General features: G+C 61.3%; 22 protein-coding genes and 1 pseudogene. 10 read left to right on the forward strand and 13 right to left on the reverse strand.

The genetic code is table 11. The features are described from left to right. Positions 1 to 30 precede the first annotated feature (30 nt). The 3 genes from QMO82_RS16960 to QMO82_RS16970 all read left to right on the forward strand — a co-directional run bounded on the left by QMO82_RS16960 (position 31) and on the right by QMO82_RS16970 (position 2133). Entirely contained in the window at positions 31 to 591 is a 561-nt protein-coding gene (locus QMO82_RS16960; protein ID WP_183608009.1) for a hypothetical protein, read from the forward strand. 187 nt (positions 592 to 778) lie between these two features. Further along, complete coding sequence (locus tag QMO82_RS16965) at positions 779 to 1288, forward strand: RNA polymerase sigma factor (protein ID WP_183608008.1); 510 nt, start codon at positions 779 to 781, stop codon at positions 1286 to 1288. A 2-nt stretch (positions 1289 to 1290) separates the two neighbouring features. After that, the gene (locus tag QMO82_RS16970) at positions 1291 to 2133 is read left to right on the forward strand and encodes an anti-sigma factor (protein WP_183608007.1); all 843 of its coding nucleotides are present in this window, start codon (positions 1291 to 1293) and stop codon (positions 2131 to 2133) included. A gap of 224 nt (positions 2134 to 2357) precedes the next feature. Here the strand turns inward: QMO82_RS16970 and leuA are convergent, their stop codons facing one another. The 4 genes from leuA to QMO82_RS16990 all read right to left on the reverse strand — a co-directional run bounded on the left by leuA (position 2358) and on the right by QMO82_RS16990 (position 6399). After that, complete coding sequence (gene leuA, locus QMO82_RS16975; RefSeq protein ID WP_183608006.1) at positions 2358 to 4082, reverse strand: 2-isopropylmalate synthase; 1725 nt, start codon at positions 4080 to 4082, stop codon at positions 2358 to 2360. 155 nt (positions 4083 to 4237) lie between these two features. Then, on the reverse strand, positions 4238 to 4363 hold the full coding sequence (locus QMO82_RS16980; RefSeq protein WP_272781933.1) for a hypothetical protein: 126 nt from the start codon (positions 4361 to 4363) through the stop codon (positions 4238 to 4240). A 61-nt stretch (positions 4364 to 4424) separates the two neighbouring features. Then, positions 4425 to 5654 carry a benzoate/H(+) symporter BenE family transporter gene (locus QMO82_RS16985; protein ID WP_183608005.1) on the reverse strand — a complete coding sequence of 410 codons (1230 nt, stop codon included), beginning with the start codon at positions 5652 to 5654 and terminating at the stop codon, positions 4425 to 4427. A gap of 160 nt (positions 5655 to 5814) precedes the next feature. Next, positions 5815 to 6399, reverse strand: coding sequence for an ATP-dependent Clp protease proteolytic subunit (locus tag QMO82_RS16990; protein ID WP_183608004.1), 585 nt, complete (start codon positions 6397 to 6399; stop codon positions 5815 to 5817). A gap of 231 nt (positions 6400 to 6630) precedes the next feature. Here QMO82_RS16990 and QMO82_RS16995 point away from each other — a divergent pair, with 231 nt between their 5' ends. Beyond that, positions 6631 to 7404 carry a DUF2076 domain-containing protein gene (locus tag QMO82_RS16995; RefSeq protein WP_183608003.1) on the forward strand — a complete coding sequence of 258 codons (774 nt, stop codon included), beginning with the start codon at positions 6631 to 6633 and terminating at the stop codon, positions 7402 to 7404. Between the two features lie 138 nt (positions 7405 to 7542). Here QMO82_RS16995 and queF read toward each other — a convergent pair whose 3' ends face one another. The 6 genes from queF to QMO82_RS17025 form a co-directional block, all read right to left on the reverse strand. Further along, positions 7543 to 8007 (reverse strand): preQ(1) synthase, encoded by a 465-nt coding sequence (gene queF, locus QMO82_RS17000; protein WP_183608002.1) that lies wholly within the window; start codon positions 8005 to 8007, stop codon positions 7543 to 7545. Next, positions 8007 to 8921: a CDF family cation efflux transporter EmfA gene (gene emfA, locus QMO82_RS17005; RefSeq protein WP_183608001.1), complete on the reverse strand. Its 915-nt coding sequence runs from the start codon at positions 8919 to 8921 to the stop codon at positions 8007 to 8009. Before emfA ends, queF begins: the two co-directional genes overlap by 1 nt. A 212-nt stretch (positions 8922 to 9133) precedes the next feature. Next, positions 9134 to 9805, reverse strand: a complete 672-nt coding sequence (locus QMO82_RS17010) for a DUF2161 domain-containing phosphodiesterase (protein WP_183608000.1) — start codon at positions 9803 to 9805, stop codon at positions 9134 to 9136. A 15-nt stretch (positions 9806 to 9820) separates the two neighbouring features. After that, positions 9821 to 10060 carry a hypothetical protein gene (locus QMO82_RS17015; RefSeq protein WP_003561395.1) on the reverse strand — a complete coding sequence of 80 codons (240 nt, stop codon included), beginning with the start codon at positions 10058 to 10060 and terminating at the stop codon, positions 9821 to 9823. 297 nt (positions 10061 to 10357) lie between these two features. Beyond that, positions 10358 to 12547 (reverse strand): anthranilate synthase, encoded by a 2190-nt coding sequence (locus QMO82_RS17020; RefSeq protein ID WP_183607999.1) that lies wholly within the window; start codon positions 12545 to 12547, stop codon positions 10358 to 10360. 272 nt (positions 12548 to 12819) lie between these two features. Continuing rightward, positions 12820 to 15042 (reverse strand): TonB-dependent hemoglobin/transferrin/lactoferrin family receptor, encoded by a 2223-nt coding sequence (locus tag QMO82_RS17025; protein ID WP_272781927.1) that lies wholly within the window; start codon positions 15040 to 15042, stop codon positions 12820 to 12822. Between QMO82_RS17025 and QMO82_RS17030 the strand changes: the two genes are divergently transcribed. The 3 genes from QMO82_RS17030 (at position 15023) to QMO82_RS17040 (ending at position 16616) form a co-directional block, all read left to right on the forward strand. After that, the gene (locus QMO82_RS17030; RefSeq protein WP_272781926.1) at positions 15023 to 15277 is read left to right on the forward strand and encodes a hypothetical protein; all 255 of its coding nucleotides are present in this window, start codon (positions 15023 to 15025) and stop codon (positions 15275 to 15277) included. The two genes, QMO82_RS17025 and QMO82_RS17030, sit on opposite strands and share 20 nt — an antisense overlap. Before the next feature lie 46 nt (positions 15278 to 15323). Continuing rightward, positions 15324 to 16304, forward strand: a complete 981-nt coding sequence (locus QMO82_RS17035; protein WP_246718300.1) for an extensin family protein — start codon at positions 15324 to 15326, stop codon at positions 16302 to 16304. A gap of 84 nt (positions 16305 to 16388) precedes the next feature. Then, the gene (locus tag QMO82_RS17040; RefSeq protein ID WP_183607996.1) at positions 16389 to 16616 is read left to right on the forward strand and encodes a hypothetical protein; all 228 of its coding nucleotides are present in this window, start codon (positions 16389 to 16391) and stop codon (positions 16614 to 16616) included. Here the strand turns inward: QMO82_RS17040 and QMO82_RS17045 are convergent. Then, positions 16595 to 18274 carry a formate--tetrahydrofolate ligase gene (locus QMO82_RS17045; protein ID WP_183607995.1) on the reverse strand — a complete coding sequence of 560 codons (1680 nt, stop codon included), beginning with the start codon at positions 18272 to 18274 and terminating at the stop codon, positions 16595 to 16597. The genes QMO82_RS17040 and QMO82_RS17045 overlap by 22 nt on opposite strands. 159 nt (positions 18275 to 18433) lie before the next feature. Here QMO82_RS17045 and QMO82_RS17050 point away from each other — a divergent pair, with 159 nt between their 5' ends. Next, the gene (locus tag QMO82_RS17050) at positions 18434 to 18964 is read left to right on the forward strand and encodes a TIGR00645 family protein (RefSeq protein ID WP_183607994.1); all 531 of its coding nucleotides are present in this window, start codon (positions 18434 to 18436) and stop codon (positions 18962 to 18964) included. Positions 18965 to 19049: 85 nt separating this feature from the next. On the opposite strand, the gene QMO82_RS17055 is transcribed toward QMO82_RS17050, so the two are convergent. Then, positions 19050 to 20738 carry a hypothetical protein gene (locus tag QMO82_RS17055; RefSeq protein ID WP_183608350.1) on the reverse strand — a complete coding sequence of 563 codons (1689 nt, stop codon included), beginning with the start codon at positions 20736 to 20738 and terminating at the stop codon, positions 19050 to 19052. Positions 20739 to 21048: 310 nt separating this feature from the next. Between QMO82_RS17055 and QMO82_RS17060 the strand changes: the two genes are divergently transcribed. After that, positions 21049 to 21774 carry a LuxR C-terminal-related transcriptional regulator gene (locus QMO82_RS17060; protein WP_183608349.1) on the forward strand — a complete coding sequence of 242 codons (726 nt, stop codon included), beginning with the start codon at positions 21049 to 21051 and terminating at the stop codon, positions 21772 to 21774. 46 nt (positions 21775 to 21820) lie between these two features. After that, a pseudogene (locus tag QMO82_RS17065) lies at positions 21821 to 22283 on the forward strand (PAS domain-containing protein). A 12-nt stretch (positions 22284 to 22295) separates the two neighbouring features. Here QMO82_RS17065 and QMO82_RS17070 read toward each other — a convergent pair. Continuing rightward, the gene (locus QMO82_RS17070; protein WP_183607993.1) at positions 22296 to 23426 is read right to left on the reverse strand and encodes a DUF2333 family protein; all 1131 of its coding nucleotides are present in this window, start codon (positions 23424 to 23426) and stop codon (positions 22296 to 22298) included. Between the last annotated feature and the right edge of the window lie 101 nt (positions 23427 to 23527).

Raw genomic sequence — 23527 nt, forward strand, 5'->3', positions numbered from 1 at the left:
AACAGCATCGCCTCAGAACGGAGCCCACCCATGACGTCTTCCTTCCGTCACCTGTCCACACTTTCGCTCGCCGCCGGCTTCGCCTTCGGCATTGCCACGTCCGCTTTTGCGGTCGGCGGCGGCAATGATGACACGAATCCGCCGCCGAAGACCGAGACGACCAAGACCTGCACCGGCGGCAAGGTTTGGGACAAGGCCAAGAAGGAATGCGTCAACCCGAAGAAGAGCAGCTTCAACGACGACGATCTCTTCAAATTCGCCCGGGAGTTTGCCTATGCCGGCCAATATGAGAACGCCATCACCGTGCTCAATCTCGCCCGCAACCAGAACGACCCGCGCATCCTGAACTATCTCGGCTACGCCAACCGCAAGGCCGGCCGCATGGAACTCGGCATGTCTTACTACCGCAAGGCGCTGCAGGCGGACGAAAACTACATTCTCGCCCGCTCCTACATGGGCATGGCGCTGGTGGAACAGGGAGATATCCAGGGAGCCCGCGTCCAACTCGTCGAAATCCGCGATCGCGGCGGCGAAGGAACATGGGCCTATCGCGCTCTGCTGCAGAGCTTGAATGGCTACAAGACATATTGACGCAAGTTTTGTGGGCCACAATACGAAAATCCCTTGAGAAAGGGGGATGAAGACCGCCGGATGCTTGCGAAGTGCAGGAGACTTGTTTCATAAAGCACATGCATCGTCGGCGGCGATAAGGCCGGCTTCGCGCCCGACGGCGAACCCTTCGTCCGCGAAACCATTGTGAATGCTTCTTGGATAGACAATGCGTCAACCCGCAACGACCATCGATCTCCGGCGTGATCTCGTCGGCCTTCTGCCCCGCCTTCGCCGCTTCGCGATCACGCTCGCGGGTGAGGCTGCCGTGGCCGACGAACTCGTTCAGGCTGTCTGTCAGCGCGCCATCGCCAAGGGGCATCAATGGAGCGGTGAAGGCCGGCTGGAAAGCTGGATCTATACGCTTGCCCGCCAGCAATGGACCGACGACAGCCGCAAGCGCAAGCCGAAGGCTTCCGTCCGCGGCAACGTCACCGATATCAGAGAGGCCGCGCGCGAACGCTCGGCTGCGGTCGATCCCGACGCCATCCATCGCATGATCGCCGATATGCCGGATGGCCTGTCCAGCATGTTCCTGCTCGTCGACGTCGAAGGCCACAGCTATCAGCAGGCGGCCGACATCATGGGCACGCCGGTGGCAAATGTCGTCTCGCAGCTCGCGACGGCAAGGCTGCATTTTGCCGGGCTTGCCAGCACCCACCCGATTCACAGGTATTGAATTTGCTCGATCTCAGGAAATTGCCGCTCGAAGCCCAGCTCACCGCCCTTCTCGATGGCGAAGTCTCGCCCGAACAGCGCCACGAGCTGGAGCAGCGCCTGGCAGACGACGAGAACGCGCGCCGGCTGCATGAGAAGCTGCGCCACGGCGCTGATTTCGGCCGCCGCCGCTTCGACGACATCCTGAAGGAACCGGTGCCCCTCGCCCTCGTCCGCTCGATCAAGAGCACGCAGCCGCCGAAGACGCCGATCGCCCAGCGCGCCACGCGCCCGCACGTGAAACTGGCGCCGAGCGGCCCGCAGGCGCTGGCCGCCGCGCTCATCCTCTTCGTCGTCGGTTGCGGCATCGGCTATTTCGTCGGCACCAGCCCGGATGCCGACGAAATCGCCACCACGACCGCCGCCACCGCGCCTGTTAACACCAGCGACTGGCTGGGCGATGTCACCGCCTATCAGCGCCTGCTGATCCGTCAGCCCCGGCATCTCGTCGAAGTGCCCGCCTCGCAGGCCGAGGAAATCTCCAGCTGGCTGACGACCGTGATCGGCGTGCCTTTCCGCGTGCCCGATCTTTCCGCCGAATCCTGGACTTTCCAGGGTGCCCGCGTCATTCTCGGCGACAGCCGCCCTGTCGGCCAGCTCGTCTATTCCAATGCCGACGGCGACGTCATCTCCATCTGTTTCCGCAAGGACGCACAGCCACCGGAGACCGACGACTTCAAGGAAACGATCAAGGACGAGATAGGCCTCGTCACCTGGCACAATGCCGGCACCTCCTACGTGCTTGCCGGCCCCTCCGCCGAAGCGGCACTCGGCCAGCTCGCCATGAAAATCGCCACGGCGATTTGATTCCGCCTTATATGCCGCAGCGTTTCGCTCTTGAAGGACTGTAGTGGAACGAGGCCAAATCGGCTTGCTCCCTCTTCTCCCCAGCGGGGAGAAGGTGGCCAGCAGGGGCGGATGGGGGCCACACGGCACGCCTTTATTGCTCTTGCTGAGTGAAGACGCAACGAAGCAACCTAATCGTCAGGCCGCGCTGCACCAATACGATCGCGGCCTGAGTCCTTTTGAGATCAGGCCTTGCCGGCCCTCACCTCGAGCACGCGGTTGGCTGCCGAGACGATCGCTTCCAGCGAGGCCGCGACGATATTGGTGTTGATACCGGCGCCGAAGAGCTTGCCGCCAGGATAGGAGGTCTCGACATAGGAGATCGCCGCAGCGTTCGAGCCGTGCTGCAGCGAATGCTCGGAATAGTCCTCGACCGACATCTCGATACCGAGATAATGCGACAGCGCGTTGATGAAGCCGTCGATCGGGCCGTTGCCGCGCCCTTCGATGCGCTTGATCTCGCCATTGTCGGTAATCTCGGCAGCTACGATCCGCTGACCCTTGCGCTCAGTATCGGGATAGGTGTGGTGATCGACGAATTTCAGGCGCGCGCTCGGCTGCGTCACGTAGCACTCGATGAAACGGTCGTGAATCCGCTTCGAGGGAAGCTCCTTGCCCTCGACATCGGTAATGCGCTGAATGTCCTCGCGGAACTCGACCTGCAGGTTGCGCGGCAGGTTGAGCCCGTAGTCCTGCTGCAGAATATAGGCGATGCCACCCTTGCCGGACTGCGAGTTGATGCGGATGATCGCCTCATAGGAGCGACCGACATCGCGCGGGTCGATCGGCAGATACGGGACCTCCCAAACGGGATGGTTGGCGACCTGGGCCGCCTTCATGCCCTTGTTGATCGCATCCTGATGCGAACCGGAGAAGGCGGTATAGACCAGCTCGCCGACGTAAGGATGACGCTCGGAAATCGCCATCTGGTTCGAATATTCGAACACTTCCTTGATGCGCTCGATATTCGAGCAATCAATCTCGGGATCGACCCCTTGCGTGAACATGTTCAGCGCCATCGTCACCATGTCGACGTTGCCGGTGCGCTCGCCATTGCCGAACAGCGTGCCTTCGACGCGGTCGGCGCCGGCCAGCAAGGCCAGCTCGGCGGCGGCGATACCGGTGCCGCGGTCGTTATGCGGATGCAGGGAAATGATCAGGTTCTCGCGATTGTCAAGGTTGCGGCACATCCATTCGATCTGGTCGGCATAGACATTCGGCGTCGCCATCTCGACGGTGGACGGCAGATTGATGATCAGCTTGTTATCGGCCGTCGGCTTGACGACCTCGATGACGCCATTGCAGATTTCCAGCGCCACTTCGAGTTCCGTGCCGGTAAAGCTTTCCGGCGAATATTCGAAACGGTAGCCGCCGCCGGCCTTGACGGCCATGTCGGTAATCATCTTGGCGGCATCGACGGCGATCTGCTTGATGCCCTGCACATCCTTGGCGAAAACGACGCGGCGCTGCAGCTCGCTGGTGGAGTTGTAGAAATGCACGATCGGCCGATTTGCGCCTTCCAGTGCTTCGAAGGTGCGGGTGATGAGTTCCGGGCGGCACTGCACCAGCACCTGCAGGGAGACGTCGGCGGGCACATTGCCCTCTTCCACGCACCAGCGGGCAAAATCGAAGTCGGTCTGCGAAGCCGAGGGGAAGCCGATCTCGATTTCCTTGAAGCCCATCTCCAGCAGCAGCTGGAACATGCGGGCCTTACGGTCGTGGCCCATAGGGTCGACCAGCGCCTGGTTGCCGTCGCGCAGGTCGACCGAGCACCAGACCGGCGCCTTGGTGATGGTCTTCGTCGGCCAGGTGCGGTCGGGTATATTCACCTGCGGATAGGGCCGGTATTTCACCGCCGCATCGGGCATGCCTTTTACAACGCTTCTGGAGGATTGCGTCTTCGCGTCCATTGTCTTGTCTCCTCGTCCCGGCATTTGCCCGCTCTTAGCCGATCACATCGGGCTTGGCGATAAACAAATGCGGACCTTCGTCGGTCGTTAGGTCAATTTTGAAAGTGAGTCGCGAGGAGCGATTGCCGGGCGGGCTTTCGGCCGCCGGGCGCTCCTCAAAGGACCCGGCAACCGCGCGTAAGGCCGAGGAGAAGAAGCGAGGTCAGGGCGCGCGAGCTGTCACGCAGGGCGATGCGGCCGCGTGCAATCGTCTCGGAAATCTTGGCGCCATTGGTCTTCATGGCCGCGCTTATAACCTTGGGCGGTGGAACTGGCAAGCCCTCGCGGCGCGGCGACTTTCCGTCACGTCGACTGAGACCGCTGTTTCACCATCTTCACCAGTTGCGACAGCGCGAGCATCAGGCCGCCGGCGATCAACCCCCAGAAGGCGCCTGAGATGCCGCCGAAGGAAATGCCGGAAGCGGTGACTAGGAAGGTGATTGCCGCGGCCTCGCGCGATTCCGGCGCCTGGAAGGCCGACATTGCCGAGGACGAGAAGGCGCCGACCAGCGCCAGTCCCGCCACCGCCTCGATCAGGATGGGAGGCGCCAAGGCGACGAAGGCCGTCACCGCGCCGGCCAGCAAGCCGAGGACGATATAACCGACACCGGCGATCAGCGATGCCCAGTAGCGGCGCTTCGGATCGGCATGGGCATCTTGGCCCGCGCACATCGCCGCAGTGATCGCCGCCAGATTGACGGCGTGGCCGCCGAACGGCGCCGACAGCAGCGAAAAGAAGCCGGTGACGGCAAAGAGCGGGCCGGGCTTCGGATCGTAGTGATTGACCTTCAGCACGGCGATGCCGGGAATGTTCTGCGAGGCCATGGTGACGATGAAGAGCGGCAGCGCGATCGACACGAGACCGGCAAGGTTGAACACCGGCCGGACGATTTCAGCCGTCGGCACCAACGATCGCTCGAGCGAGGCGAAGGCGCCGTCGGGAATATCGACGCCGAAGGCAAGCACCAGCACGAAAGCCGCGAGTGCTGCCGGCACCGCCCAAAGCCGCTTGAAGGCGCCGACGACGATCCAGGCGACAACGATCGGCAGCCCGAACAGCGGATTGAAGCCGATTGCCTTCACCGGCGCGAAGCAGAGGCCGATCAGCACGCCGGAAAGCATCGCATTGGCAAGCGGTGCGGGAATGGCGGCAACCGCCCGGCCAAGCGGCTTGAACAGCCCGGCGACGACGATCAGCACGGCACAGATCAGGAATGCCCCGACCGCCGCATTGAAGCCGCCCTCGATCGCCCCGGTGCTTGCCAGCAGCGCCGCACCCGGCGTCGACCAAGCGATACTGATCGGCAATCGCGTCACGGCGCTGAGCACGATCGCGCAGACGCCCATGGAGATCGACAATGCCATCAGCCCGGACGCCGCCTGCGCATCCGTCGCGCCGACTGCCTCGAGCCCGTGCAGCACGACGGCGAAGGAACTGGCGGAGCCGACGAAGGCGGTCAGCAGCCCCATGAACAGGGCCTGGACGGAAAAATCTTTGAGCATGGCAGGACTCGCGGCTGCGGAATGGCGCATGGAGCATGAGGATTGCCGCGCATGCAAGTCCGGATTCAGCCCTTTCCGTTCAGCGCCCGCGTCATCAGATCGGCCGGCCTCTCCATGCCGACCAAAACAAAACGCCCTCGCCTGCGGTCAGCGGGCAAGGGCGGTTCTTGGCAGCTTCGGCTGAGAAAACTCAGATATCGGCCTGCGAGGTCACGACCCGCGAAACCAGGCCGTAGTCCTTCGCCTCTTCGGCCGACAGCCAGTAGTCGCGATCCGTATCCTTGGCGATCTTGTCGAGCGGCTGGCCGGTGGCCTCCGCCATGATCCTGTTCAGGCGCTCGTTCATCTTGATGATCTCGCGCGCCTGGATCTCGATGTCGGATGCCATACCGCGCGTGCCGCCGGAGGGCTGGTGCAGCAGGAAGCGGGTGTTCGGCAGGCAGAGGCGCCGCTCCTTCGGAGTGGCGACATAGATCAGCGCGCCGGCCGAGGCGACCCAGCCCGTGCCGATCATCCAGACCTTCGGCTTGATGAACTTGATCATGTCATGGATGGAATCGCCGGATTCGACATGGCCGCCGGGCGAATTGACATAGATGCGGATGTCGTCGTCGCTGGCCGCGGCAAGCGCCACGAGCTGCGAGCAGACCTTCTGCGCCAATTCCTGATTGATCGGTCCGTAGATGAAGATCGAACGCGACTTGAAAAGATTCGCCTCCGTTTCCTTGCCGAGCGGCAGTTCCTTCGTCTTGTCGTCCTGGTCTTCGTCGTTCATTCGAACCTCTTGGAGATGAATTCGGGTTCCTCGCACATAGTGCGACTCAATGCCTAAAACAATGCGGGAAAAACACAAGGCACCGAAGCGATGCAGATATCCTTAAGAAGCCGCGCGCCGTTCTGCAAGCCTTACTGAAATGTAACGGTGAAAGGCTTTGAAAAGCCTGAATCGGTTCCTACCTCATCGCTCAAGCGGCAAACGCTATATAAGATCAACAGGAGGCAGGATATGTCACCGGAAGAACGCCAATTATTGACCGCCCTCTTCGACCGCGTACGCACCGCTGCGGCCCAGCCGCGCGACCGCGACGCCGAAGCCCTGATTGACCAGGCAACGCGCGAGCAACCTTCCGCCACCTATTATCTGGCCCAGGCCGTCATCGTTCAGGAAAAAGGGCTGGAGGCGGCCGCCAACCATATCAAGGAACTCGATGAGCGTGTCCGCCAGCTGGAAGCCGGCGCCAGTGAACACCGCCAGGCCGAACAGGGCGGCGGCTTCCTGAGCTCGATCTTCGGCAATACGCAGACGCAGCAGCCCGCGCCTGTCCCCTCCAACCCCGGCCCCTGGGGCCAGCCCTCCCGCGGCTATGACGATTCCCGCGGCTACGACCGCGACGTCCGGCAGATGCCGCAGCAGCCGAGCGGCCCCTGGAGCCAGCAGGCCCCTGCGCCATCGGCCGGCGGCAGCTTCCTGCGCGGCGCGCTCGGCACGGCGGCGGGCGTTGCCGGCGGCATGCTGCTGGCCAATTCGCTGAGCGGCATCTTCGGCAACCACATGTCCTCGCTCGGCTGGGGCTCACCCTTCGGCGCCAACCCCTTCGGCAACGCCAGCGCGCCGACCGAGGAAACCGTCATCAACAATTTTTATGGCAATGACGACCGCCGCCAGGCTTCGGACAACGCCGCCGATGACAAGGACGACGCCAACGTGCAGCAGGCCGATTATGACGACGGCAACGATTATTCCGATGATTCGTCCGGCGACGACGTCACGGATGTTTGAGGTGTAATAGCCGGAGAATGGGCGGCAGTTTGTATTCAGTTGCCGCGCCGTTGCCCGGCCCTTCGCTAAGGCTCGGGGCGTTCGCCACTGCAATCGATCCACTGGATCGATTGCTGCCGCCTTTGGCGGCGCCGTGGCTCACCCACGCCCGCGATAGGTGGCAACGCCCTGCTCCGGCAGCCACACACCTTCCGGTGGCTTGCCCGTCTGCCAGAAGACGTCGATCGGAATGCCGCCGCGCGGATACCAGTAGGCGCCGATTCTGAGCCATTTGGGGTCAAGCAGCTCGACGATGCGCTTGGCGATGTAGACCGAGCAATCCTCGTGGAAGGCGCCGTGGTTGCGGAAGGAGTGCAGGAAGAGCTTCAGCGACTTCGATTCCACCAGCCATTCGCCCGGAATGTAATCGATGACGATATGGGCGAAATCCGGCTGCCCGGTCATCGGGCAGAGCGACGTGAATTCCGGCGCGGTGAAGCGCACCACGTAATCGGTGCCGGCATGATTGGACGGCACTTTTTCAAGCACCGCCTCCTCAGGCGATTTGGCGGTTTCGGTTTGCTGGCCCAGCATCGACAGGCTGGAAACATCGGTATTCGGCATCATGCCTCCTTGACGACTTTGACACGGATTCCATGGGCTTTTTCGCCCTCGGGCTCCACATGAATGGCGATTTTGGCGCCCTCATGCACCGCCCTGATGGCATCCTCAAGGCGGTCGCATATATCATGCGCCTGCCGCACGGACATAGCTTCCGGCACCACCATGTGAAAATCGATGAAGGTGACGGTGCCGGCCCGCCTCGTCTTGAGGTCATGCACGCCGATCGAGCCCGCCGCATGGGTGGCGATCGCCTCCTTGATCGCCTCCTCCTCCTGCGGCTCGACCGCCTGGTCCATCAGCCCGCCGATCGATTGCGAGATCACTTTCCAGCCCTGATAGAGGATGTTGACCGCAACGAGGATGGCAAGCACCGGATCGAAGATCGCATAACCCGTCGCCAGCGCCAGCAACAGGCCTATTAGCACGCCGACGGAGGTCACCACATCGGACATGATATGTTGACCGTCGGCTGCGAGCGCCGCCGAGCGGTATTTGCGTCCGGTCCGGATCAACAGCCGCGCCCAGACCGCATTGATGGCACCGGCCGCCAAGTTGATCGCAAGGCCGAGCCCCGGCGCATCGAGCATGCGCGGCTCGGCGAGATAACCGACAGCCTCGTTGACGATCAGCAGGGCGGCGACGACGATCAGCACGCCCTCGGTGACGGCAGACAGATATTCCGCCTTGTGATGGCCGAAAGGATGGTCGTGATCGGCCGGCTTCTGCGCGTAACGGATGACGAAGAAGGCGATGAAGGCGGCAACGACGTTGACCGTCGATTCAAGCCCGTCCGACAGCAGCGCCACCGAGCCGGTGACCCACCAGGCCACCATCTTCAGTCCCATCACGCCGAGCGACAGCGGAATTCCCCACATCGCCAGCTTCCGAACCGTAAGATCGCCGTTGTCACTCATATCGTTCCCCTGCGGTTGCGAATGAATTGCAGCTTTTCAGCCGTGGAAACGCAAAACCGCCCACGCGAATGTCGCGCAGGCGGTTCAGTTGAGGGTGATATGGGCGATGACGCAGGATTTGTCAAAGGGAATGACGCGCCGTTCACAGGCCTCGCCATCCTCAGTCGGAGCCAGGCCCGCCGCGTGATCCCGGGCGCCAGCCATAGCCCGGCTCAGGAAGCTGGGTCGGAAAGCCCAGCTTGCGGCCACCGCAACAGGGCAGCCTGCCCCGCCGGTGTCAGAGCGTAGATGCCCTTTTCCACGCGCTCGAACCATCCGTAGACATTGTCGCGCAGGATCGGCCCGGCTTTGGGGGCAAGCATCTTCATCTCCCGCGGCCGCTTCAGTCCCTGCTCGAGTGCCGAAGCACAGAGCAGCGCCTGCTGACGGTAGGCGGTCATGATCGGCGCCCGCGAACCGCCGCCGACGGCCGGATCGCCACGGCGGCGCTGATGCTCCCTGACGAGGCGTGTCCGCCGCTTCGGATTGGTACGCGGCATCGGCGAGACGGAGCTGACGATGACGCTGACCTCGCCGCCGTCGGAGACACCGAGCATGCCGATACCGAGCCGCCGGCAGAGATCGCGATAGCGCCGGTCGGCCTCCCGCCCGCGCCCCTTGGCCGAAACGCGGGCCGCGATCCAGACTTCATCGCTCATAGCGGCGCGGTCGACCGCCTGGAGAAGCAGTTCGAGGTTGAAGGAAAGTTTCAGTTCGCAGACCACCACGACCGGCGGCTCGCCCTCGCTCAGGCCGACGAGATCGCATCCGCCGACCTCGCCCTTCACGACATAGCCAGCCGCCTCCAGGAAGGTTTTGACCGGCAGGTAAAGCGACGTCTCCATGGTAAAAACGGCGCCTCAAGCGGCGTTGAGATCGGCAATCTCGCCATATCGGGCAAGCAGTCGCGGCGAGGACATGTCGCCGGTTTCCTCGTCGACGATCACGGCATAGGCCGCCACGCCGACGAACCGCTCAGCCATCGCCGAAGCGATCTTTTCCGCACTGACGGAATTCGACGCCTGGCGCATTTCGCCGGGCACGAGATTGCCGCGATTCTTGCGGTAAGGGAGCACGATGAACTTTTCAGCATTGGCCACGGCGATGGGTTCCGATTGATCGTTCCTGAAATGTTCTGATTTGCCTGATAAAGTCAACCTCGGAATACTCGCCTCGCCCTTCGAGGCATCGCCCTATGGGCTCTCGGGCCTCAGCAGCGGCCTTGTCACGGCATCTCCACGCCGCTTATTCGGGCGCGGCTTCCTGCAACATCCCTTATCCTGAGGTGCGTAGGCCGAAGGCCGGAGGCCGAAGGCCGGAGCCTCGAAGGACACGCTCGACGCCACTCCTGAACGCCCAGCCCTTCCCGCAAGCAGAGAGGGCCGGGCGGATTGCAATCACGCCGCCTTCGTCTTCGCCTTACGCGCCAGATGCGCCACGACATTCTCGATCATCCGCATGCCGGCATCGCCGCCGAGCGTCATGATCGATTCCGGATGGAACTGCACCGCGGCGATCGGCTCCTTTTCGTGTTCGATACCCATGATCGTGCCGTCCTCGCTTTCCGCCGTGATGATGAACTCGCGCGGCAGCGTCGAGGGATCGGCGAAGATGGAGTGGTAGCGGCCGACCGTCACTTCCTTCGACAGGCCGGAGAAGACGATGCCCGGTTCCAGCACGCGGATGCGCGAGGGCTTGCCGTGCATCGGCAGGGCCAGATGGCGTAGCTCCCCGCCATAGGCTTCGGCAAGCGCCTGCAGACCGAGGCAGACGCCGAAGATCGGCAGGCTGCGCGCCCGCGCCTTCTTGATCGTCGCCTTGCAGTCGAAATCCTTGGGCGTTCCGGGTCCGGGCGACAGCACGACGAGGTCCGGATTCAGCCGATCGAAGATTTCCTCCGGCACCGGCGTGCGCACGGTCGAAACCGTCGCCCCCGTCTGGCGGAAATAATTGGCCAGCGTGTGAACGAAGCTGTCCTCATGGTCGACGAGCAGGATGCTGACGCCCTTGCCGACGCTTGCGACGTCGCGCTGGATCTTGCCGGAATTGCCCGTTTTGGCGTCGCGGATAGCAGAAAGCATGGCGGAGGCCTTCAGTTCTGTTTCAGCTTCTTCTTCCTCTGGAATGGAATCATTCAACAGCGTTGCGCCGGCGCGCACCTCGGCGATGCCGTCCTTGATGCGCACGGTGCGCAGCGTCAGGCCGGTATTCATGTCGCCGTTGAAGCCGACCATGCCGATCGCCCCACCATACCATGCACGCGGGCTCTTTTCATGACTCTCGATGAAGCGCATCGCCCAGAGTTTTGGCGCGCCGGTAACGGTGACGGCCCAGGCGTGGCTGAGGAATCCGTCGAAGGCGTCCATATCGTCGCGCAGCCGCCCCTCGATATGGTCGACCGTGTGGATGAGGCGCGAATACATCTCGATTTGCCGGCGGCCTATCACCTTGACCGAGCCCGGTTCGCATACACGGCTCTTGTCGTTGCGGTCGACGTCCGAGCACATGGTGAGTTCGGACTCGTCCTTCTTGGAGTTCAGAAGCTTCAGGATCTGCTCGCTGTCGGCGATCGGATCGTCGCCGCGCTTGATCGTGCCCGAGATCGGGCAGGTTTCGATGCGGCGGCCCGAAACGCGCACGAACATTTCGGGCGATGCGCCGACCAGGTATTCCTGATGGCCGAGATTGATGAAGAAGGAATAGGGCGACGGATTGATCGCCTTCAACCGTCTGGAGATGTCGGAAGGCTTGCTGTCGCAGCGCTCCATGAATTTCTGCCCCGGCACGACTTCGAAGAGGTCGCCCTTGCGGAAACTTTCCTTCGCCTTGGTGACGAGCTCGGCATATTCGCCTGGCCGGTGATCGCTCTTCGGCGGAATGGCGTCCGTGTGCTTGAAGGGTTCCGGTGCGATATCGCCTGCCTTGCCTTCGGTCGAGAGGCCGCCCTTCTCGAAGTCGTAGCGGTCGATCCAAGCCTTGGCGGCGTAATTGTCGACGACGAGGATCTCGTCCGGCAGGTAGAGCACCATGTCGCGCTGGTCCGCGGGCCGCGTCAGCTTCAGATCGATCGCGTCGAACTGAAAGGCAATGTCGTAGCCGAAGGCGCCGTAGAGCCCGAGGCTGGCATCCGCCTGCGAATAGAAGAGGTCGGTCACGGCACGCAGCACGGTGAAAACCGTCGGAATCTTCGAGCGCTCTTCCTCGGTGAACACCCGGTCCGGCACCTTGACGGAAAGGTCGAGGCGGCGGGCGGAGGAAGCGCCGAGCACCAGGTCGGACACCGTCTTCAGCCGTTCGGTCACAAAGCCGAGGATCACCTCGCCGCGTTCATTATAGGCCTCGATCCAGACGTCGCGCCCGAAGGAGGAGATGCCGAGCGGCGGATCGACGACCGCGGTATCCCAGCGCGTATAGCGGCCTGGATATTCGTAATTCGACGAGAACACGGCGCCGCGGCGTTCGTCGAGCTTGTCGATATAGGAAGAGACCGCATCGCCGTAAGGGATTGCCCGCCGCTGCCGCGTGACGGATATGCCGCCCTTGGTCTCGTAGATTTCCGCACCATCATCCCGCAGGATCGTTACCATTGTTCCACTCCGTTATCGGGGCCCGGACGACAGGCGGCGATAAAACAAAAAAGCCGCCTCGAAGTTTCGGGCGGCTCACTCGTCGTCGTCTTTGGACACGATTGGTCGAGGCCGCCTTAGCGAGCCCACCACCAAACAGCAATGTTCAAGGACTTGATCATGAGAAAAATTGTTAGCCTGAGATCAGCCGCCGCGCAAGAGGCGATTGCGGGATTGAAAAAGGGCGGCCCGAAAGCCACCCCATGCGATGTCGTCTGGGTTCATACCCTGGATCAAAAGATCTTGGTCAGCGAGATCTTGAAGGTGCGGCCGGGCTCGGAATACCATTCGCGCGGCTGCGTTGCTGTCGAGCTCAAGTTGACGTCGCGCACGGCGAGCGCATTGTAATATTCCTGGTCGAAGATGTTGTAGACGCCGGCCTGCACGCGCAGTCCCGGCACCTGCTCCGGCGTCCACCAGCCGGTTAGATCGACGACCGCGTAACCGGGCGCATCAAAGGTCGTGTCGGGCTTCGTGCCGACGGTATTCAGATGGTCGGTGAGCATGCCCGCCGAAAGCGTCGAGGAAACATCGAAGCCGAAGGCCTCGTTGCTCCAACCACCGCCAACGATCGCCTTGAATGGCGCCACCGAGCGCAGGCGCTGAGCGGTTTCCTCGTTCCTGCCATAGGCATAGGCAAGTGCTGCGTGCAGGTTGATGCCGTTGTCAAACGTCTTGTTGGCGCTCGCTTCGACACCCGAGATCGTCACACTGCTGACGTTGGCATAGTTGAACTCCGTGATGCCGGTGGAGGCGTTTACGCTCGTCTTCGTTTCAATGAAGTTGTGATAGCGGTTGTGGAAGAGCGCCAAGCGACCGTTGAAATCGCCTGTGTCGAAATTGGCGCCCATTTCGACACCGTAGCCGGTCTCGGGCTTCAGGTCGGGATTGCCGAGCTGGGCATAGTTGCCGCCCGCATTGTAGAAGCGACTATAGAGCTCGTCGACGGTCGGGGCGCGGAAGGCCGACGACAGCTGGGTGTAGAGCTGCACATCGGGTGTCAGTTCGTAGGTGGCGAGCACCTTCGGCGAAACATGCTGATCGCTGCGGTCGGACAGCGTACCGAACTTGGCAAGCGCCGGATTGCTGGCGAAACCGCCGCCCGTCGACGGATCATAGCTGAACCAGTCGAAACGAATGCCTGGCGTCAGCGCAAAATTCGTATCTGCGAATTCGATCTTGTCTTCGATCGACAGGCCGATGGTCTTGCTGTCGACGTCTGGTACTTCCGACTGGTTGTTGAGCGAAGGGCACGTCGTCGGCGTCGGGCAAAGCGCAGAGCTGTACTGGCTCCAGCCCGACGTCGTCGCTTCGAGGGTTGCCTTCACCGAATGGCGGACGTTCGAATATTCGAAGTCCTTGGTAACAGTGCCGTTGAAGCCCCAGGTCTTATTTTCGATCTCGTTGTTGCGGCCGTAGGCGACATTGGCCGACGTGCGTCCTTTGCTGCCCGACTCCTTCTTCAGATCCTGCCAATAGAGGGTGGCCCGGGCGCTGGTGAAGAATGCATCCGAAGACTGTGCTTCGTAATCGTAGTCGAGAGATACGCGATCGCGGTCGCGCAGTTCGCGGCCGTCATAATTGTCGGTCAGGAAGGTGCGGGGAGCAACACCCTGGAGTTCGCGCAGGTCGGTCTTGAGATCGCGGCGGAACCGTTCCGCCGTCAGACCGATGCGATGACCGCCTTCCAATTCCTGGCGAAGCTTGAAGAGCAGGTTGTGCTGGTCGAAATCGGCGGGATCCGCCTCGGTGCGGAAACGACCGTAACTGTCGTTGTCGCCCATGTTGTCGCGTTCATGGCCCTTGCGGTAGCCGCCCTGAAACAGGATCGATGTGCCGCCGATCTTCTTGGCGGCAGCGGCCGAACCGGAAAGGCTGCTGTCATCGCTGTCATAAGTCGACTTGACGATCGCACCCCAGTCGCGGCCTTCAGGAATGATATCCTCCGGCTCCAGCGTATTGACGACGATCGCGCCGCCGAGCATTCCCGAGCCGCCCTTGCTCGAATCCGCGCCGCGCACGATATCGAGCGACGAGAGCGAGTTGAAATCGAACGTGTCGCCGCCGCCATTGGCGTTGGCCGGCGCAAACGCACCCTGGCGCGAACTGTTCGAGAGATAGGGGATCGGAATGCCGTCGACAACGGTCAGGATGCGTGCGCCGGAAAGGCCGCGCAGATTGACGCCGGCATCCCCGCGCGAGAAATTCACGCCGGGATCGACGCTGCGACCGAGATCTTCGAGATTGGTGATTTGTTTCTCGTCGAGCTGCTTGTCGGTGATCTCCGTCGCAAGCGGCGTGTCGGCGACGCTGCCTGGCGCCACGCGTTTGCCCTTGACGACGATCTTCTGCAGGACGGTGCTGTCTTCCGCCGCGGCTTGTGGTGCCGTTGCCGGAGCGCTTTGCGCAAAAGACTGCGAAACAGGAAGAACAACTGTGGCTGCCGTGCAGACCAAGAGAACTGAACGCCAATACCGGACGATCATAACCTACCCTCTCATGATGATTACCGGGCTGGCTGGTCGTGGCGCGGCGAACGCTCGAGGGGCTGGCTGGGCTTTGCGGATGAAGGCGCAGAACTTCGCCTTCTTTTCGCCGCATAAAAAACATGAGGAATTATGTCAAGATAAGGCAGAAGTTTATGTTGAATATTATATTCGAGTTTTAATGATCTTGCCGGACGTTGCGTAATTGCAACGAAAACCGCCACAATGCGTTATACCCCCGCGCTATCGATATGACGGAACCGGATGCGTTGAGAAAACTTTCGATACTGGCGATCCTCGCCGCTACCGCCTTTCTTGCCGGCGCCCGCCTGCCCCCGCACGGCCCCTTACCGCAAGCTCGACCGGACGCCGGGGATATGACAGCCCCCGCCCCGCTCCCCGAAAAGACCGAACCGCCTGCGCCGGATGATGTGCCCGCGCCTCAGCCGAAGCCTGATGTGAAGGAGCCGGAAGCGCCGGCGCCGGAGCAGCCGCCGGCGCCACCAACCGAACCGGCAAAGCCTGAACGGTCAAAGCCGGAGCCTGCAGAATCGATGCAAGGTCCGCCGCTACCGCCAGGCGGGCTTAAAAGCCCGCAGCCGCCGGCGGAAGACGACAAGCCACCTGCCGAGCAGACACTCGAAGAGCAGCATCTGACAATCGAACCCGAAAGCGATGCCGATCACGCCGAATGCACTGCGGCACTCCAGGCACTCGGCGTCGTCTTCAAGGACACACCGCGCATCGACGACGGCAACGGCTGCGGCATCGACAAGCCGATCATCGTCTCCGAACCCCTGCCCGGCATCAAGCTCAAGCCGGAGGCGACGATCCGCTGCCCGACAGCCCTTGCCCTCGCCCGCTGGATAAAGGAGAGCGTCATCCCCGCCGCCGCCGCCGCCCTGCCGGAACAGGGCCGCATCACATCAGTCAATCAGGCTACGGCCTATATGTGCCGCCTGCGCAACAACGGCGAAACCGGCAAGATCTCCGAACATGCCCGCGGCAACGCCATCGACATTGCAAGCTTCCATTTCGAAAAGGGCGAGGATGTCGCCGTCCGCTCCCGCCGCGAGGATCCGACGCTGACAGGCGCCTTCCAACGCACCGTCAGCGCCGCCGGCTGCCTCTATTTCACCACCGTCCTCGACCCCGAAAGCGACGCTGCCCACGAAACGCATTTCCACCTCGACGTGATCGAGCGGAAGGGCGGCTATCGTTATTGCCACTGATCATTCAGTGGCTGCGATCCTCGCTTGAGCCATACGCCGAAATAACCACATAGAGCTGCAAAATGGGTGGAGGGTCAGCGACAAATGAAGATCATAGCGAACATCATCGCAGTTCTCCTGATCGTCGCTGTCGGCTTCATCTTTACCGGTCAATTGCGTTGGCTCTTTGTCATAGGAATGTTGTTCCTCGGCACGCTGCAAAGCCTTTTCATCTGGCTGTTTATCGATCCAGACTTTGAAAAGCGTCGGCAGCGCCATCTGGTCGAGCGCTTTGGTAAGCCGTCACCGGATCAGAACAACCCCTCGATATAACCCTGATCATTCAGGAAAATCCGCTCCGCCGAGGGCGATTTCGGCAGGCCGGGCATTGTCATGATCTCGCCGGTGATGGCGACGACGAAGCCGGCTCCCGCCGAAAGCCGCACTTCCCGCACGGTGACGATGTGGCCTTCCGGCGCGCCGCGCAGGCTCGGATCGGTGGAGAAGGAATATTGCGTCTTCGCCATGCAGACCGGCAGCTTGCCGTAGCCCTGCTCCTCCCATGTCTGCAATTGGTCGCGCACCGCCTTGTCGGCTGTCACTTCGCCGGCATGGTAGATCTTCGAGGCGACGATCTCGATCTTCTCGAACAACGAAATGTCGTCGCCATAGAGCGGCTGGAATTTCGCCTGTCCTGACTCGGCCAGTTCCACCACCTTATGCGCCAGCTCCTCAATGCCGGCCGAACCTTTAGCCCAATGTTGGCAGAGGATCGCCTCGGCGCCGAGCCTCGAGACAAATTCCTTCACCGCCGCGATCTCGGCATCGGTATCCGAGACAAATTGATTGATCGCCACGACGACGGGCACGCCGAAGCGGCGCACATTGGCGACGTGCCGGCCGAGATTGGCGCAGCCCTTCTTCAGCGCCGCGACGTTCTCCATGCCGAGATCCTCCTTCTTCACCCCGCCATTCATCTTCAGCGCTCTTACGGTCGCGACGATGACGGCCGCATCCGGCTTCAGCCCGGCCTTGCGGCATTTGATGTTGAAGAATTTTTCAGCCCCGAGATCAGCCCCGAATCCCGCTTCGGTCACCACATAGTCGCCGAGCTTCAGCGCCGTCTTTGTCGCCGTCACCGAATTGCAGCCATGGGCGATGTTGGCGAAAGGCCCGCCATGCACGAAAGCCGGATTGTTCTCCAGCGTCTGCACAAGGTTCGGCTGCATCGCATCCTTCAACAGCACCGCCATGGCGCCGTCGGCTTTCAGATCGCGCGCATGCACCGGCGTCCTGTCGAAGCGGTAACCGATGATGATGTCACCGAGCCGTCGCTCGAGATCCTTGAGATCGGTGGCGAGGCAGAGGATCGCCATCACCTCGGAGGCGACGGTGATGTCGAAGCCGCCTTGGCGCGGAAAGCCGTTGGCGACGCCGCCGAGCGAGGAGACCATGCTCCTGAGCGCCCGGTCGTTCATATCCATCACCCGCCGCCAGGTGATGCGGCGGATGTCGATATTCTCTTCGTTGCCCCAGTAGATGTGATTATCGACCATCGCCGCCAGCAGATTGTGCGCCGAGGTGATCGCATGGAAATCGCCGGTGAAATGCAGGTTGATGTCTTCCATCGGCACGACCTGCGCATAACCGCCGCCGGCCGCCCCGCCCTTGATACCGAAGCAGGGGCCGAGCGAAGCCTCGCGAATGCAGACGATGGCTTTCTTGCCGATCCGGTTCAGCCCGTCGCCGAGCCCGACGGTCGTCGTCGTCTTGCCCTCGCCGGCCGGCGTCGGGTTGATCGCGGTGACGAGGATCAGCTTGCCGTCCTTCTTGCCTGCCTGCGCGGCGATGAACTCGGCGCTGATCTTCGCCTTGTCGTGACCATAGGGAGCGAGTTGCTCGACCGGAATGCCGAGCTTCGCCCCGATCTCGACGATCGGTTTCTTGACCGCGGCGCGCGCGATTTCGATATCGGACTTGAGTGATGGCATAGATGTTCCCCGTCCCAACCTCCGCGGGAGCGGAGGCATTTGTTCTCCCTTCATCGGGATAGCGAAATATCGGCAAGGTGTGAATAGCGCTGCGCCTTGCGGCCGCCACGTCGGATGTTTATGTGGCGGGCAACGATCGCGGTTTTACAGGGTGAAGACATGAAAACACTGGAACTCATCATCGAGCGCATCATTCTGTCGAGCCGCTGGATCCTCGTCGCCTTCTATATCGGCCTGGTAGCGGCGCTCGCCGTCTACGCGGTTTCCTTCGGCTACAAGCTGCTGAAGATCGCTTCCAGCGTCTTCGCCCTCGACGAGGCGGAGATGATCCTTGCCATGCTCAGCCTGATCGATGCGGCCCTCGTCGCAAGCCTGATCGTCATGGTGATGATCTCGGGCTACGAGAATTTCGTCAGCCGTTTCGACGAGGCCAGTGAGGCTGGCGACGAGGTCTCCTTCCTCGGCAAGCTCGATTCAGGCAGCCTGAAGATCAAGGTCGCCTCCTCGATCGTCGCCATCTCCTCCATCCATCTACTGCAGGTCTTTCTCAATGCCGACAAATTTGCCGACGGCAAGATCATGTGGCTGACCCTGATGCACCTCGCTTTCGTCGCCTCCGCCGTCATGCTCGGCTTCCTGGAGAAGCTGATGAGCGTGACGTCGAAGAATGATTTGAAGGATAAGACTTAGAGGACGGCACAGAGGCGCCTTCGAAGGGTGAACAAGGCAACAGCCCGCCGCAATCGCCGAGCTATGCTTCTTTCGTGTCCTGAGATCAATTGACCGAAGCAGCAGGCACGATCTTCGCCTCAGCTTTTCTGTGGCATCGAAGGCTTTCCTTCGCCTCCGGTCCACAGACATGCAAGCCGGGCTCTTCATCATCAGGGATGATACCATTGATGATGCCAAGCTCGAGCGCCTGAGTACGAAATATAGTCCCTCGCTCAATTGATGTCGTGAGCATCATCGTCTCGTATGCCTCGGCACTGACGCCCATCTCGTCGAAATAGGCGAAGAATTCCCTATATTCAGCCGCCGTAGGTCTGACGAGGCCGATAGAGGAATATCCGACAACCCGCGGCCTTCCTCCCATCAGGGCCAGAGTACAGGTCGAAAGGCAGGACGCACGGCCGGCAAAGACTTCGCCCTCGGTCGGTCCGTTTTCGGCGATGCCGGCTTTGCAAAGCGGATCCAGCTTTGGACAATTCGGCAACTGCGTTCTGCCAATCGAGGTCTCCAGACCTGCAGCACGGATCATCCGCCCCATCGCGAAAGCCGCATCCATGTCCCCACCATTGGACTGAAAGACGATCGGCAGCTTTCTTCCGCCGAGCGTCTTCAGGATCGCCTCCAACCGCGCCGGCGTCTCCGGCGTGATGTCTCCATCCGCAGAAATCCACTGGGTGCACTCGTCCTCGCAGTTGCCATTGGACATCAGCAGAAAATCCATCGGATGGGTGGTCGGCAGCTTCACGCTCGTGTCTGCGGCCACAGCCTGCGCGGGCGCCTCGGCCGCCGCGGGGGCTTCGACCGCCGGATGGCCGTGGCAGACGGCCTCGGCGGCTGCACCTGGCGCGCAGAGCGGCATGCCCGGCCACTCATTGTAAGCCAGCATGTCGGTGTTCAGCCCCATGCGAAGTGCATCTGTGGGCGGTACGATAGTGATGCGATCAGGAGGGGTACTCATCATCAAAGCGATCAGATCGGCACTGACGCCCATTTCCTTCAAATAGCCCGTCAGGGCAGCGGCGGCCTTCTTTCCAAGTTTAGTGGAACTGCTCTGCCCCGCGGATTTGCGTCCAACCTCCTTGCGGGAAATTTCCTTCTTCTTGCCATTCACGATCTTGTATTCGATGCGATAGGAGACACGCTCCCTCTTGTAGACGGTCGTGATCTGGTGGACGCCGATGAAAGCCCATTGCGACGAGACGCGCGAGGTGCCACCGGCGAAGGCCAGGGGACATGCGGAAAAACAGTATGCGCCATCCGAATAGGTGACGCCGACCGAGCTACCATCCTTTGCGATAGCGGCGGCGCAGCGCGTATCGTCCGCTGGGCAATCCTTCAGTCGCGTGCCTCCTACGGCTGTTTCCAGGCCGGCCTTGCGGATCATCCGGCCCATCGCATAGGCGGCATCTACCTCGCCACCTTCCGACAGGAAGACCACCGGCAATTTCCGATCCCCGATTTTCTTCAGAACTTTTCGGAGCTGGGTGGGAGTATCGGAGGTGATGCGCCCCTCTGCCGATATCCATTCAGGACAGTCTTCCATGCAGAGGAGGCTGCGTACGATGATGAAACGCATCGGCGGCTGCCCCGCCTGCTTCTTCTGCTCGGCAGCCTCCGAGATCGCGGGACCGATCGGCAAGCTCAAAAATAATAGGACAAGTAATATAAGAGATAACAGATGCTTGCTAAAAACAAAAATTGGAAAGCGCACGATTAAATCGCCTCGGTCATACATGAGAATACGATTAGCAATTGCACCGAACCGCAGCAAGCCAGATTTCGATGGCGATTACCGCCCGAGCTTTCTCCCGAAGTGATTCTCTTCCTATCCGCCATAGGCGAAACTCACAGTTATTCAGCCATGAAAGATGTTACCGATACCATAACGCTACTAACACCGACGACAACTCAACCATGGCGCGCGTAATTGTCACTAATTCTTCACAATTTGGATTAATCGGCTTGCACCAAGGCAATTGGGACTAGCATCCCACGGCATTTCTGTGTTTGATAGCGTTAACATTGGGGCTGCCGGGGGCGTACAAATGTCTTACATGACCACCTCTGAAAGACAGTCATTGCTTTCTTCAGAGCTTGCGGCTGCACGAACGCGCAGCCTGTTTGCGCAGGCGCTGGGCAGGGTCTCGACAGCCTTCGGATTGTCGCATGCGACGCTGATGCACGCCCCCGCTCCGGAAGACCTCCTGTTGAAACCCCTGCTGATCGAAAGTTCGCTTCCGGCCGCCTATATCAGGGAGTTCGACCGCGCCCACATGATGCGTGGCTGTCCTTTTGGCTTGCGGCTGAGGGAGTCCGCGGTCCCTCCGGTCTGGCACCTCAACGACGCCGTCAATGGTCAGGCTTTCCCGGCCGAACTGCGTGCCTTGATGCTGCGCCACGCCATACCGGCAGGCGTTGCCATGCCGACCATTGCGGCCGATGGCCAGCGCTTGGTCTTCTGGTTTTGCGGCGAGCGCGCCGCACTTGGCCAGAGCGAGGTCAACGAACTGGCAATGATCATTCTGCATGCACTCGATGCATACAATGCGGTCAAGCGCAATGAGGAATGCGCGCATAACGTGCTGTCGATCAGAGAGCTGGAAGTTGTGCGCTGGACCGCCCAGGGCAAGACCTCGATCGAAATCGGCCAGATCCTGACACTCTCGGACCATACGGTGAACGCCTATATGACGAACGCGATCAAAAAACTCGATTGCGTCAATCGTACCCAGTTGGTGGCCAAGGCAATTCGGTTGAAACTGATCAACTGAGGAATCGGAAGAGAGTCGGAACGTCGTCCCGTGATCTGGGCGTATCGTGTCTCTTCGCTTCGAACAGCCCGTCATTGACAGGGCAGATCAATCCCGCCCCCACATCGGCATCACCGATGCGGACATCGTCCAGATGCTTGCAGCCTATCGCCTCTTCGGCCTCTGGCGCATCGACATAGAGACAGGACATTTCTTCGCAAGCGAGGATGTCCACACGATCTTCGGCCTCCCCTATAGCGATGGCCCCGTCAACCTGGCGGCGCTGATGTAGCGCATCCACGAGGAGGATCGCAGCCTGATCGCCCAGACCTTCGAAGAGGCGAGCCGTCACGGCGCCGGCTTCCATTTCGTCTATCGCGTCGAACAACCGGCTTGGCGGCTACAAGCTGGTGCGCAGCGTCGGCCGCTTTCGCGACGACGAAAGCGGCGGCGGCATCGTCGGCATCACTTATGAGTTCGTCGAGAAACTGCGCGTCGTCGGCTTCGAGGACAATACGCTACCCCGCTAAGTCGAGAACCCTTTAGCGATCAAGCACCGACCGGATTTCCACCAGGTTCGAGCGCACTCTGAGAATATAGAAGCCCATCGTGGCGAGGTGGCTCGGCATGATCCAGCCGTCTTCGCGCCCGTTCGAGATGATCGCCGGCTGGATGCGCAGTGCCGCCTGGAACTGCCGCGTCGTGCCGCTCCAGACCGCTCCAAGATTGCGCTCCTGCACGACCTGCGAGAAATCCGCCTGCGCTGCGGCAAGGATGGCATAATAGCCGTAAAGCTGGCCGTAGGCGAACCAGAACCGGTCGTCAGCGCGTGTATCGAACCAGCCGCGATTGTGGTTTTCCGAGCGCTCGGCGAGCATGTCGGAGGTCCCGCCGAGATCGTTGGCGATGCGGTCTATGAACTGCATGAGATTGTCGGCGCGGCCGTCGAAAATAGCATTGCAGGCGGAAAGATCGGTGTTGAACTTACGCAGGCTGCCGACCGCCGAGCGGTAATAGGAGGGCGTCGGCGTTTTCGGCCCGAAGGGATTGAGCCCGAAATACCAGCTGTGTTCATCGAACTGAAGATTACCGCGCGCGCTCTGCAAATCGTTGTTGATGCCTGACGTGCCGCGCACGCGCCCGAGCGTATCGACGAGCTCCGCCGAAGTTCGCCGAACCGCCTGGTTGACGCCGCGTTGGAACGAGGCCTTGTTGTCGAGGAAGGGTGTGTGATCCCAGTCGATGCCGAAGAAGCCCATCTTGTAGAGCAGCATGGAGGAAATCCATGCGTTCTGGTTGACATTGAAATCGGTCAAATCGGCCACGACGTCGACGATGGCCGAGCGCTGGCAAGTTTTGGCAGCCGTGGTGCTGCTTCCCTCGGCGGCTGGCACTTCCTGTCCGGCGGCAACCTTGCGTTCGGAAAGCCGGTATTGGTCGACAAATGCCGTGTTGAAATTCGACCAGACCTGCGTCTGCCAGAAAAAATAGCCGTATAGCACGACGAATAGCGCCACGAGCGCGATGACCGGCAGTCGGATCATCCAGCTCCGGCGCTGATACCAGCCATGCGCGGCGAGAAAGGGCCAGAAGGCCCAGGCGGAAAACAAGCGGGCCCAGCGGCCGATCGTCTGGCCGATCAGCCTGAAAAAACCGGCTATCCGGTCAAGCATCGTCGTCTCCTGTCAGGCGAGGCGAACATCGGGACATTGCCGCCCCGCTGCATCCCACATATGCGCTCGGTAGGCCGAGCACAACACGAGCCCTTCGATTT

This window comes from Rhizobium sp. BT04, assembly GCF_030053135.1.
Lineage (GTDB): Bacteria > Pseudomonadota > Alphaproteobacteria > Rhizobiales > Rhizobiaceae > Rhizobium > Rhizobium binxianense.